Below are 12,692 nucleotides of genomic sequence, written 5' to 3' on the forward strand. Positions count from 1 at the left end.
AAAGGTGCGAAGATGTCGCGCCTTGAGGAAATCGAAGAGCTGGCCCGGTTGGCAGTTGATTGTGGTTTCCAACTTCATCGTGAAGTCGGACCTGGGCTGCTTGAGTCTGTCTATCAGGCCTTGATGTTTGCCAGCCTTCGTGAGCGTGGCCTTGCGGTTGCGTCGCAGGTTGAGGTTCCGATCAGGTTCAAAGGTGTTGTCGTAGACAACGCTTTCAGGGCAGATTTGATCATCGAGGGCGCGTTGCTCATTGAGTTGAAGTCCACCGAAAAAGTCAGCCTGGTCCACACAAAGCAGGTTTTGACATACCTGCGGCTGCTGGAAATGCCCCTGGGACTCTTGATGAATTTTGGCCAAGCCACGTTCAAGGATGGCATCCAGCGCGTGGTCAACAATCACCGGTGAGCCTGCGGCCGGGCGAAATATCTTTGCGCCTTTGCGTCTTTGCGTGAGTAAAACATGGACAATCTGACCCATTCCCTGATCGGTGCGGTGCTGGGGCAGGCTGGCCTCAAGCGCCGGACCGGCCTGGCCATGCCGGCGCTGATCATTGGCGCGAATCTGCCTGATATCGATGCGGCCTGCTTCTTCTGGCTGGACGGGACCGAGCATCTTGGCTTCCGGCGCGGGATTACCCATGGGCCACCGGCGCTGATCCTGTTGCCCGCGCTGCTGGCCGGTGCGCTGTGGGGTTACGATCGCTGGCAGGCCCGGCGCGGCACGCGGCCGGAAGGGCGGCTTCCGCTCCGCCTCGGGTGGCTTTACCTGCTCAGCCTGTTCGGCTGCCTGACGCATCCGTTGTTCGACTGGTTCAACGTTTACGGCATCCGGCTGCTTGAGCCGTTTTCCAGCCGATGGTTCCACGGCGATGTCTTGTTCATCATCGATCTCTGGTTGTGGGTGCTGCTGGGCTTCGGCGTGTGGTTTTCGCGCCGCCGCGAGCGGGCCGGAAAGTCGTGGCGCTGGCCAGCGCTGGCGACCATTGCCGCCATGAGCCTGTACATCGGGTACAATGGCCTGGTGACCTTCGGCACGCAGCTGGTTTGGGCGCTGGATACCAAGGGCCCGTCGACCAGCAAGGCCATAGCCGATCCGGTGCGCATTGCTGCGCCGGTACCGCTGGCTTTCTGGGAGCGCGAATTCATCGTTGGGGCGCCGAACCGCTGGTTCCGGGTTGAAGCGGGGGTTCCCCCGATCGAACGCAACGCGAAGCCGATCACCAACCAGCCTTGCGCCTGGCCATCGGCGGCGCAACTCGCGACGGGTGGAACCCAGGCGGAGGCCTTCCTGTTCTGGTCGCGCGCGCCCTTTGCGGAGAAAGCGCCCAACGGTTCGGTGATCCTGCGCGATGCGCGGTTCTATGATCCGCGCGCACGTGGTCAGTTCTCGGTGGCCTTGCCGAAAGTGCAGTGCCGCCCGCCCGCACCGCTGCCATGACCCGACCAAAGGCCAGCTTGCTGGCCCAGCGCGGTCGCACGAAGGCGGCACCATGACCACGCCCACCATCGTCTGGCTGCGCCGCGACCTGCGGCTGGCCGATCAGCCTGCCTTCCACGCCGCCGCCCAGCGCGGTCCAGTGATCCCGGTCTATGTGCTGGATGACGATACGCCGAAGCATCGCCGGATGGGCGCGGCCTCGCGCTGGTGGCTGCATCATTCGCTGGCTAGCCTTGACGCCGACCTGCAGGCAGCCGGATCGCGGCTGATCCTGCGGCGCGGCAAAAGCGAGGATGTGCTTGCGGCGCTTGCGGCTGAAACGGGCGCAGACATGGTTCACGCGCTGCACCATGTCGAGCCGTGGTGGCGCAATGCCGAACGCGCGGTGGCCAAGGTGCTGGACCTGACGCTGCATCACGGCATGTACCTTGCACCGCCGGGATCGGTGCTGACCGGCGGCGGCACGCCGTTCAAGATCTACACCCCCTTCTGGCGGGCCTTACAGGAGCGGATGCCGCCCGCGCCGCCGCTGCCTGCGCCGAAGCTGATGGCACCGGCGGCTTGGCCCGCCAGCGAGCGGTTGGAGGATTGGAGCCTGCTTCCGACCAAGCCGGACTGGGCGGGGAGAATGCGCGCCGAATGGACGCCGGGCGAGGGTGGTGCGGCCGAACGGCTGGAAACCTTTACTCGCTGCGCCGCGCGCTATGCCGACCGGCGCAACCTGCCTTCGATGCTCGGCACCTCGCGTCTTTCGGGGCACCTGCATTTTGGCGAGGTCTCCCCCGCACAGGTCTGGCACGCGGTGGCCAATGCCGGTGGTTCGGTCGATGTCTTCCTGGGAGAGCTGGGCTGGCGGGATTATGCCGCCAACGTGGTGCACCAATTCCCCGACTATGGCGCGCGTTCCTACAAGGAAGAGTTCGATCACCTGCCCTGGCGCAGCGGGCCAGAGGCCGAGGCTGACCTCAAAGCCTGGCAGCAGGGCCGCACCGGCTATCCGATTGTCGACGCCGGAATGCGCGAGCTGTGGGCGACCGGGTGGATGCACAACCGGGTGCGGATGATTGTCGCCTCATTCCTGATCAAGCATCTGCTGATCGACTGGCGACGCGGCGAGGAATGGTTTTGGGATACGCTGGTCGATGCCGACTATGCCCAGAACGCGGTCAACTGGCAGTGGAGCGCCGGATCAGGCGTGGATGCCAACATGTTCGTACGGATCATGGCCCCGCTGACGCAGAGCCCGAAGTTCGACGCCGCCGGCTATATCCGCCAGTGGGTGCCCGAACTGGCCCGGCTTGGCGATGCCGAGATCCACGATCCCGGCCTGCTGCGCCCGCGCGGCTATCCGGCCAAGATCGTCGAGCATGTCGAAGGCCGCGCCCGGGCCCTGGCTGCCCATGCGGCGATGAAGGGCGGTTAAGGCAGCAGCAGTTCGGCCATCGCCTCGACCACGGCATCGGCATCAAGGCGATAGGTGCGGTAAAGGTCGGGCAGGTCGCCAGTCTGGCCAAAGCGATCGATCCCCAGCGGACTGATCCGCTGCCCGCGCACGCCGCCAAGCCACGATAGCGCGCCAGGCGATCCATCGAGCAGGGTGACGATCCCGGCATCGGGCGCGAGTTGTCCCAGTAGCGCCTCGACATGGCTGGCTGCACGCTGGCCGCCCTGCCAGCGCGCCGCGCAGGCAGCGGACCAGCCGCGATGCAGCAGATCGGGCGAAGTGACATTGAGCAAGCCCAGACCCGGCAGGTCATCAACCAGCTGTTCCCAGGCTGAAATCGCTTCGGGCGCGATTGCACCGGAAAAAGCGATTGCCGCGCGGGATCCTGGCGCGGGTTGGCGCAACCAGTAGCCGCCGGCAAGGGCATCAGCCTCCCAGTCGCTGTCGCGGCGGGGCTGCTGCTCGATCACCCGCGTCGAAAGCCGCAGATAGGTTGAGCCGCCGTTATCAGCCTGCATTTCGGTAAAGGCGCGCTGCATGAACAGCGCCAGTTCATCGGCAAAGGCGGGTTCGTAATGCGTCAGGCCCGGTTGGCCCATGCCGATCAGAGGGGTGTTGATCGACTGGTGCGCGCCGCCCTCTGGCCCCAGCGTCAGGCCCGACGGCGTGGCGACCAGCAGGAACCGCGCGTCCTGGTAACAGGCATAATTCAGCGCATCGAGACCGCGCGAAATGAAGGGATCATAGACCGTCCCGATCGGTAGCAGCCGTTCACCAAACAGCGGCGCAGACAGGCCCAGCGCGGCGAGCATCAGGAACAGGTTATTCTCGGCAATGCCCAGTTCGATGTGCTGGCCGGCCTCGTGCCCGGCCCACTTCTGGGGACTGGGGATCTTGTGCCCGGCAAAGACGTCTTTCAGTTCCTGCCGCCGGAACAGCCCGCGCTGGTTCACGAAGGCCCCCAGGTTGGTGGAGACGGTGACATCGGGCGAAGTCGTTACGATCCGGTCCGCCATGGGATGGCCGGACTTGGCCAGATCGAGCAGAATCCGCCCGAAGGCCGCCTGGGTCGATTGTTCGGCTCCGTCAGGGACGGGCAGACGAACAGGAGCCGGTACCGCCGTTGCCTTGCGGGCCGGGTGGGTCAATTTCGTCCGGAAAGGTTCAAGGTAAGCCTTGAGCGCGGCGGCGCTGTTATCGCCAAGGCCGGAGAAGGGTTCCCACTCGGTTCCTTCGGCGATGCCCAGGCTGGCCCGGTAATCGGCCATCTGGGTGGGGTTCATCAGCCCGGCGTGGTTGTCCTTGTGGCCCTGGAACGGCAGGCCATAGCCCTTGACCGTATAGGCGATGAACAGCGTTGGCACATCATCCTGTGCGCGTTCGAAAGCATCGACCAGCGTTTCAATGCAGTGCCCGCCAAGGTTGAGCATGAGCCGCGAAAGGCCATCGTCATCGAAGCTGGCGATCAGGTCGAGCGCTGGCTGGTCCCCGGCAAGGTCGGCATTCAGCCGCGCGCGCCAGGCGGCTCCGCCTTGATAGGTCAGCGCGGCATATTCCGCGTTGGGGCAATCATCGATCCATTTATCGATAGCTTTCCCACCGGGGCGTTTGAACACTTCGCGCTGCAGCTTGCCGTGCTTGAGTGTGATGACGCGCCAGCCGCAGGTTTCGAAGATATCGTCGAAGCGCCGGAACATCCGGTCGGCAGTTGTGCTGTCGAGCGACTGGCGGTTGTAATCGACAATCCACCAGCAGTTGCGGATATCGTGCTTATAGCCTTCGATCAGGCACTCATAGATGTTGCCTTCGTCCAGCTCGGCATCGCCCATCAACGCGATCATGCGGCCGGCTTCGCCCTCGGGCAGCTGGCCGTGGGCGATCAGGTAATCCTGCACCAGGCTGGCAAAGGCTGTGACGGCGACCCCGAGGCCGACCGAGCCGGTAGAGAAATCGACTGGCACCTTGTCCTTGGTGCGGCTGGGATAGCTTTGCGCGCCGCCCAGTCCGCGGAAGGCCTTGAGCTGTTCAAGGCTCTGGTTGCCCAGCAGGTAATGGATCGCATGGAGCACCGGCCCGGCGTGCGGCTTTACCGCCACCTTGTCTTGCGGGCGCAGGGCATGAAAATAGAGCGCCGACATGATCGCGGTCATCGAGGCGCAGCTGGCCTGGTGGCCGCCCACCTTCAGCCCGTCACGGCTTTCGCGCAGGTGGTTGGCATTGTGGATGATCCACGCAGACATCCAGCGCAGCCGCTGATCGATGGTTTCCAGCGTGCGGATCAGTTCGGCACGCGAATCTCGTTTTGGCATGGCAAGCCTGTAAAGCGGTGCAGTATTGCGGAACGGCGGCGCGGCCGGATCAGCCGCGCACCTTGAGGTGAGCGAGTGCTTGGTCTTCGGAAATGACTTCTGCGTACTTTGCCTGGAGGTCAAACAGGTTGGCCGCGTGCGGGCCGGGATGGCGATCGCCGCAGGCCTCGCGCACAACGAAGGGCAGGAAGCCGTACTGGCAGGCATCCAGCGCCGTCGCGCGGACGCAACCTGAAGTGGAGAGACCGGTAATCAGCAAGGTGTCTATGCCCATTGCCGTTAGCGTTGCCGCCAGCGTGGTGCCGAAGAATGCAGAGGCGTACTGCTTGGTGATCACCAGTTCCCCATCCTGCGGCTGGAGGCCGGGAGGGAAGGCGCCAAGCGGCGAACCGCGGTCGAAAGCCTTGAGCGCGGGAACTTTGCGGTAGAAAACCCCTCCATCCGCGCCGCCGGGCGTGTACTCAACATTGGTGAAGAGCACCGGGATGCCGGCCTTGCGGGCCGCAGCGAGCAGCCGCTCGTTGCTGGCCAGGGCATCCTCGACCCCGGCATAAAGCGGCGAGGCGGGATCGAGGTAGGCAACCACAAAGTCGACGATCAAGAGCGCCGGCTTCTGACCGAACGGCAGGTGGCCGTCGAAGGCGCCCTTGTAGTTCTCTCCCAGATCGCCTTCGCCCTTGGCCATCAGATCACCCCTGCCGCCTTCAGTCCATCGAGCTCATCATGGCTGAGCCCCAGCAAGTCACCATAGATTTCGGCATTGTGCTGGCCCACCTTCGACGGGGCAGGCCGGCGCACGCCGCTGGGCGTGGCCGAAAGCTTGGGGAAGGCGTTCTGCATCTTGAGCGGGCCGAAACGTTCGGTTTCGACCTCGATGATGGCTTCGCGGGCCTGGAAGTGCGGATCGACCAGCATGTCCGGCGCACGATAGACCCGGCCAGCCGGGATCGAATGTTCGATCATCAGCGCATCGACTTCATCGATGGTCAGGGTGCGGGTCCAGGCATTGATCAGATCATCCAGCTCGGTCTGATGTTCGCCGCGGGCGATATGGGTGGCATAACGCGGATCATCGCCCAGTTCGGGACGGCCCATGGCCTTGGCCAGCCGCTTGAAGATCTGATCGTTGTTCGCGCCGATCATGTAGACGCCGTCGCTGCAGGTATAGACGTTTGACGGGGCAATGCCAGGCAGGATTGAGCCTGAACGTTCGCGGATGAAGCCGTTGTGCACGTATTCGGGCACCAGGCCTTCCATCACCTGCAAGACGGCTTCGTAAAGCGCGGTGTCCACGACTTGGCCCTGGCCGGTCTTGTCACGGTGGTGGAGCGCAGCCAGCACGCCCATGGTGCCATAGGTGGCGCACAGCGTATCGCCAATCGAAACGCCCATCCGGGCCGGCGGGCGATCGGGATCGCCAACGATATAGCGCCAGCCGCCCATCGCCTCGCCAATGCCGCCAAAGCCGGCGCGATCGGAATAGGGGCCGTTCTGGCCATAGCCGCTCATCCGGGCGATGATCAGGCCAGGGTTTTCAGCATGGAGCACATCCGGTCCCAGGCCCCATTTTTCCAGGGTGCCGGGCTTGAAGTTCTCAATCAGCACGTCAGCCGTGGCGATCAGCTTGCGGACCAGCGCCTGGCCTTCGGGAACGCGCAGGTTGCACGAGATCGACTGCTTGTTGCGCGCCAGTACCTCCCAGACAACCTTTTCATCGCCCATGCCCCAGACGCGGAACGGATCGCCCGCGCCCGGCGGTTCGACCTTGATGACGTCTGCGCCCATATCGCCCAGCAGCTGGCCGCAGAACGGGCCAGCCAGCAGCTGGCCCAGTTCAACGACGCGGAGCCCCTTCAGCGCACCAGTGTTCTCGGCCATGGTTACTCCGCGGCTTCGAGGTGCGGCCAGACGGGCTGGATCGGGGCGGGCAAACCGGTTTCGGCCTGACAATTGGCGCGAAGGACTTCGATCCCCGGACCATAGTCAAACAGCGGCAATTCGCTGCGCTTGGACCGCATTTCGGCGCGCAAGGCTTCGGTTGCGGCTGCATCGACCACGCCCTTGGCATTGGCGACCACGCCATAGGCCTTTGCCCCTTCGGGCGTGACCAGTCCCTGCGTGATTTCCAGGCCGACCAGTGCCGGATCGCGCTCCAGCGGGTCACCCCAGCCGCCGCCGCCCCAGGTGATGAAGTGCAGCTGATCACCCACTTCGACCTCGACATCCTCAACCTTGTTGCCAACAATCACGCTGGTGCCATCGGCCTTTTCCAGGATCTTCTTGGCCCGCTTGCCCGGTTCGCCGCCGTTGACGCCCCAGGGCGGCACGAACCACCGGTCATCATGGATCGAGATCGTGCCGGGGCTGAGGAAGCGATAGGTCATGTGAATGCCGTTACCGCCGCGATGCAGGCCCGCGCCGCCCGAGTCCGGTTCGGTCTCGTACCGCTCGATCAGCATCGGGAAGTAACGTTCGAGGAACTCGTTCGGGACGTTGGTAAAGCCCGGCCACAGCGAGTGACCGTCGGGCCCGTCGCCCAGCGGCCGGCCGGGAATGCCGCCGAAGCCGATCTGGAACAGCTGGAACCATTCGCCGCCCTTGCCCGGGCGCGTATCATTGCCCGAGTAGAACAGGTGCGGGCTCGAGCTGAAGCCTGCGGCGTTGAGGAATTCCGGAGTCTTCTGGCCCAGCAGGCCGCCCAGAATATCGAAAATCCGGCCCAGCGCGTGGGTGCGGCCCGAAAGCGCGGCGGGGAACTTCGGCTTGAGCAGGCTGCCTTCCGGAATCCGCACATCGATCAGGTCATAGAACCCGTCGTTGAACAGGATCTGGGGGTCGAAGACCATGATCATGTAGATGCCGAAGAACATCTTGAACATGTTCTCGTTGAGGAAGAAGTTGATCGATGCGGCCGATTGCGGATCGGTACCCGCGAAATCGAGCACGACCTTGCCGTCCTCGCGCCACATGGTGCACTTGATCTTGTAGGGGCCATAGCCGACGCCATCGTCGCAGATGTAGTCCTCGAAGCTGACCGGCTCTTCGGCAATCGCCATGCCGATCAGGGCCTGCATCGCGCGGTGGTTGCGTGCCAGCAGCTCCTGCGTGGCAGAGACGTAAACATCATCGCCAAACCGGTCGGCCATTTCGATCACGCGGCGCGAGGCGACGCGGCACGAAGCGATCAAGGCATTTAGGTCAGCCTGGCACCAGTCCGGCTTGCGGGTCTGGTGCATGACGAGCTTCATCAGGTCGTCATTGTATTCACCCTTCTTCCAGATCTTGACGGGCGGAATGCGGACGCCTTCCTCGAAGATCGAACGGGCGTTGATCGGCATCGAGCCGACGACCTTGCCGCCAATGTCACTCTGGTGGCCGAACATCGCGGTATAGGCCAGCAGGCGCCCGTCCTTGAACACCGGAAGCAGCACCAGCCAGTCGTTCGAGTGGCTGATCGCGCCGCCGCAGGAATAGGGATCGGACAGGAAGATCATGTCGCCGTCTTCCAGCGTGCCCTCATAACTCTTGAGGAAGCCGCCGATGAAGCTGCCGAACTGACCGACGATCATCTTGCCGGTATGGTCGGCAATCAGCGGGAAGGCATCGCCCTGTTCGCGGATACCCGGCGACATTGCGGTGCGCACCAGGGTTGCGTCCATTTCAATGCGGGCGTTGCGCAGCGCATTTTCAATGATGTCGAGCGTTACAGGGTCGATCGGGATCGACTTGAAGGGGGTCGGGTTGGTTTCGACGATGGTTGCAGGCATGGCTCGTCTCCCCTCAGGCCAGGTTGATCAGGATGTTGCCGACAGCGTCGACGGTGGCGACACAGCCGCTTTCGATCAGGGTGGTGGAATCCATTTCCACCACGATCGCCGGGCCGGGGATCACATCCCCCTGCCGCAGTTTGGACCGGTCATAGATGACGGCCGCCTGTTCGCGCCCGTCCATCCACAGCGTGTGGTCGCGCATCTTGGCGGCGATCGGGTTGCCATCGCCCTTGGGCAGTTCGGCGGCGGGCAGGTCCAGCGCCTTGCCCAGCGCCACGGCGCGCAGGTTCACGATTTCGTGCGGCGTATCCATGTTGAAGGTGAAGAGCCGGTGGTGCTCTTCATCAAAGCGCTTGAGGATGCCGGCCACGCCATCGGCGCGCAGCACATCGGGCGTGATCGTCAGCGGCACTTCAAAGGCCTGGCCGGCATAGCGCACGTCCACTTCAAATTCGCTGGTGATATCCGCTTCGGGAACCCCATCAGAGAGCAGCTCGGCGCGGGTCTGCGCAGCCATCTCATCCAGGATCGCGATCAGCTCATCAGCCTGGGTGGCCGTGGCAAGGCGCGAGAAGGAACGGGCGGTTTCGGTCCGCATCCGGGTGGTGGCATCGCCCAGCGCACAAAGCACGCCCGGCGAAACTGGCGAAACCGCGGGCCAGGAACCCATCAGGCGGGCCACTGCGTTGACGTGGAGCGGGCCAGCGCCGCCAAAGCCCATCAGCGCAAAGTGGCGCGGGTCATAGCCCTGCTGGACCGAGATCATGCGGAGTGCGCCAAACATGTTCTCGTTGACGATATCGATGATCCCGCGGGCGGCGGCCATCAGGTCAATCCCCAGCGCATCGGCAATCGTCTGGACCGCCTTCTTGGCGCCTTCGCGATCAAGCTTGAACGCCCCGCCAAGGAGGTTTTCGGGCAGATAGCCGAGCACCACGTTGGCATCGGTCACGGTCGGCAGTTCGCCGCCCTTGCCGTAAGCCACGGGACCGGGGACCGCGCCAGCCGATTGCGGGCCGACACGCAGCGCCTTGGTCAATTCCGGCACATAGGCGATCGAACCGCCGCCTGCGCCAACCGTCTTCACGTCCAGGGCCGAGGCGCGGACCGAGAGGTGGCCGACTTCGGTGGTGCGCTGGCGGCGCGGTTCAAGGTTTTCGATCAGCGCCACGTCGGTGCTGGTGCCGCCGACATCAAGCGTCAGGATGTTGCGGATCCCGGCGTTCTTGCCAACCCACAATGCACCGGTCACCCCGCCGGCAGGGCCCGACATCAGGATGTTGACCGGCTGTTCTTCCGCCTTCTGGGCTGACATCAGGCCGCCATCCGAACGCAGCAGCGAAAGCTTGCCGGCCATGCCGGCATCGGCCAGGCGCGTGCGCAGGTTCGAAACGTACTTACCCACGACCGGACGGACCGCAGCATTGGCAACCGTTGTCAGGGTGCGCTCATATTCCTGCATTTCCGGCAGGACCTCGTGGCTGAGCGAAACGGGCACGCCCGGCATGACTTCGCCCGCAATCTTGCCGACCACGGTTTCGTGCGCGCCGCTGACATAGGCGTTGATAAGGCTGACCGTGATGGCTTCGACGCCCTGGGCCTTGAGTAGGCCAAGCTGCGTGCGCACATCATTTTCATCGATCGGACGAACTTCGTTGCCCTGCGCGTCGATGCGGCCCTTGATCGTGACCGTGTCTTCCAGGTGGGCCAGGGGGGTCGGCTTGGGCCAGATGATCCAGGCTGCCAGGCCGCCGGGCACAAAGGAGCGGGCGATCTGCATAATATGGCGGTAGCCCTCGGTCGTGACCAGGCCAACCTTGGCACCTTTGCCTTCCAGCACGGCATTGGTGGCAACCGTGGTGCCGTGCAGGAAGTATTCAATGGCATCGGGCTTGATCCCGGCTGCGCCGCAGATCGCGGTCACGCCATTGAGGATACCTTCCGAACTGTCGTGCGGGGTCGACGGCGTTTTGTGCCGCCAGAAGCCACCCGTATCGACATTGAACAAGAGGAGGTCGGTAAACGTCCCGCCGACATCCACTCCAAGGCGATAACCCATGCGATCCTACTCCCGAGAAAATCTGTGTCAGTCTGCAATTTTGGGGAACACGGGGGCCTGCGCCACCATCCCCGGCAATTTTCGGTCCATCACTCCGGCCAGCCAGCGGCTCGCCTCGATCATTCGCGCCAAGTCCATGCCCGTCGCAATTCCGGCCCGTTCAAGCATGTAGACCACATCTTCGCTGGGCACGTTGCCGGCAGCGCCAGGGGCGAATGGGCAGCCGCCCAGACCGCCCAGCGATCCGTCGATGACCGTCGCACCAGCCAGCACTGCAGCCCAGACATTGGCCAGGCCGGTGTTGCGGGTGTTGTGGAAGTGGACGCGAACGGGCAGCGGATTGATCGCCTGCCGGATACGCTCGACAAGGCGGGCAACGTGGGCCGGATTGCCTACCCCGATGGTATCGGCCAGCGCCACTTCGACCGGGCCTGCTTCGGCCAGCCGCGCGGCCATCTTGACTACGCGATCCTCGCTGACTTCGCCCTCAAAAGGGCAGCCGAATGCGGCACCAATGGTGACCTGGGCCGTGCGCCCGTGTTCCCTTGCCAGGGCAACGATGGCCTTGGCCGCATCAACCGATTCGTCGCTGGTCTGGCCCTGGTTGGCCATGGCGAAGCGATCGGTGGCAACGCAGACCGCGCCAAGCTGGTTGATCCGGCCGGTGGCGAGCGCGCGCTCGGCGCCGCGCAGGTTCATCACCAGGCCGATGTAAGTAACGTCATCCCGGTCGGGCAGGCCGGCGCAGACATCGTCGGCATCGGCCATTTGCGGCACCTTTTTCGGGTTCACGAAGCTCGTCACCTCGATCCGGCGGGCACCGGCAGCAATGGCGTGATTGATCAGCGCCAGCTTGTCCGCTGTCGCAATCAAAGCCTTTTCGTTCTGCAGCCCATCGCGCGGGCCAACTTCGACGAATTCGATTCCAGCAGGGGCGGGGGATGTGGTCATCGAGGCAGCTATGGCATTATTGTATACAAAACTGCAAGAGGGCTATTCGGCTGCTATGCGCTGCGCGGTGTAGGCATCGAGATAGGCGTAATAGGCGCGGCGAATATGGCCCGTCATGATTGAGGCGGCCCAGCCGGCGTCGCGCCGGGCAAAGGCGGCAAGCAATTCTTCGTGCTCGCGGTGCGAGCGTTGCAAGTTTTCGCGGTCATAGTTCTGGGCCGTGCGCCAGACCACCGGCTGCTCGATCAGCCTGGTCAGCAGGCTGGCCAGGCGCGACGATCCTGCTGCCGCCAGAATGATCTCATGGAATGCGCGATTGTGTTCGAGGAAGTTCGGAATATCCGCCACCTCTCCGGCAATGCTCTCGCCAATCACGCGGTTATGATGACGCAGGGCCTCAAGCTGGGCGGGTGCGATCCGTGTTGCTGCCCGGCGTGCGGCCTGGGCTTCCAGCATCGAGCGAAGCTCAAAGGCGTCTTCGATATCGTCATCGGTCCAGTCCGCCACAAAGCTGCGCTGGCTTTCGCTGCGACGGATCAGGAGGTCTGATTCGAGCCGGCGCAAGGCATCGCGGACTGGCGTGCGCGACACTTCGCAGCGCAGGGCGAGCGCTTCCTCGCTAAGCTGTGCGCCGGGCTGAAGTTCCCCTGCGAGGATCATTCCCCGAATTACCGTATAGGCGTGATCCGACGCGCGTGACATGTTGCTGCCTGAATGACTTG

The 12,692-nt window shown here is 63.8% G+C and carries 10 protein-coding genes; 3 read left to right on the forward strand and 7 right to left on the reverse strand.

The features are described 5' to 3' along the window. The first annotated feature begins 12 nt into the window (after nucleotides 1-12). The 3 genes from RQP55_RS05010 to RQP55_RS05020 are packed head-to-tail and all read left to right on the forward strand — an operon-like array spanning nucleotide 13 to nucleotide 2,860. Nucleotides 13-405, forward strand: coding sequence for a GxxExxY protein (locus RQP55_RS05010; RefSeq protein WP_315609092.1), 393 nt, complete (start codon nucleotides 13-15; stop codon nucleotides 403-405). A 54-nt stretch (nucleotides 406-459) separates the two neighbouring features. Beyond that, nucleotides 460-1,437, forward strand: coding sequence for a metal-dependent hydrolase (locus RQP55_RS05015; protein ID WP_315609093.1), 978 nt, complete (start codon nucleotides 460-462; stop codon nucleotides 1,435-1,437). A 52-nt stretch (nucleotides 1,438-1,489) separates the two neighbouring features. Then, a complete protein-coding gene (locus tag RQP55_RS05020) occupies nucleotides 1,490-2,860 on the forward strand; it encodes a deoxyribodipyrimidine photo-lyase (RefSeq protein ID WP_315609094.1) in 1,371 nt (456 codons plus the stop codon). On the opposite strand, the gene RQP55_RS05025 is transcribed toward RQP55_RS05020, so the two are convergent. The 7 genes from RQP55_RS05025 to RQP55_RS05055 are packed head-to-tail and all read right to left on the reverse strand — an operon-like array spanning nucleotide 2,857 to nucleotide 12,672. Further along, nucleotides 2,857-5,190 carry a transketolase gene (locus tag RQP55_RS05025; protein WP_315609095.1) on the reverse strand — a complete coding sequence of 778 codons (2,334 nt, stop codon included), beginning with the start codon at nucleotides 5,188-5,190 and terminating at the stop codon, nucleotides 2,857-2,859. The two genes, RQP55_RS05020 and RQP55_RS05025, sit on opposite strands and share 4 nt — an antisense overlap. Nucleotides 5,191-5,239: 49 nt before the next feature. Next, nucleotides 5,240-5,875 carry an N-carbamoylsarcosine amidohydrolase gene (locus RQP55_RS05030; protein WP_315609096.1) on the reverse strand — a complete coding sequence of 212 codons (636 nt, stop codon included), beginning with the start codon at nucleotides 5,873-5,875 and terminating at the stop codon, nucleotides 5,240-5,242. Further along, nucleotides 5,875-7,068 (reverse strand): CaiB/BaiF CoA-transferase family protein, encoded by a 1,194-nt coding sequence (locus RQP55_RS05035; protein ID WP_315609097.1) that lies wholly within the window; start codon nucleotides 7,066-7,068, stop codon nucleotides 5,875-5,877. Before RQP55_RS05035 ends, RQP55_RS05030 begins: the two co-directional genes overlap by 1 nt. 2 nt (nucleotides 7,069-7,070) lie before the next feature. After that, nucleotides 7,071-8,957, reverse strand: coding sequence for a hydantoinase B/oxoprolinase family protein (locus RQP55_RS05040; RefSeq protein WP_315609098.1), 1,887 nt, complete (start codon nucleotides 8,955-8,957; stop codon nucleotides 7,071-7,073). Nucleotides 8,958-8,970: 13 nt separating this feature from the next. Next, nucleotides 8,971-11,019 (reverse strand): hydantoinase/oxoprolinase family protein, encoded by a 2,049-nt coding sequence (locus RQP55_RS05045; RefSeq protein ID WP_315609099.1) that lies wholly within the window; start codon nucleotides 11,017-11,019, stop codon nucleotides 8,971-8,973. 27 nt (nucleotides 11,020-11,046) lie between these two features. Then, on the reverse strand, nucleotides 11,047-11,970 hold the full coding sequence (locus RQP55_RS05050; RefSeq protein ID WP_315609100.1) for a hydroxymethylglutaryl-CoA lyase: 924 nt from the start codon (nucleotides 11,968-11,970) through the stop codon (nucleotides 11,047-11,049). A gap of 42 nt (nucleotides 11,971-12,012) precedes the next feature. Then, nucleotides 12,013-12,672 carry a GntR family transcriptional regulator gene (locus tag RQP55_RS05055; protein ID WP_315609101.1) on the reverse strand — a complete coding sequence of 220 codons (660 nt, stop codon included), beginning with the start codon at nucleotides 12,670-12,672 and terminating at the stop codon, nucleotides 12,013-12,015. Nucleotides 12,673-12,692 lie beyond the last annotated feature (20 nt).

Origin of the sequence: Novosphingobium sp. APW14, from assembly GCF_032337075.1 — a bacterium.
Taxonomy (GTDB): Bacteria; Pseudomonadota; Alphaproteobacteria; order Sphingomonadales; family Sphingomonadaceae; genus Novosphingobium.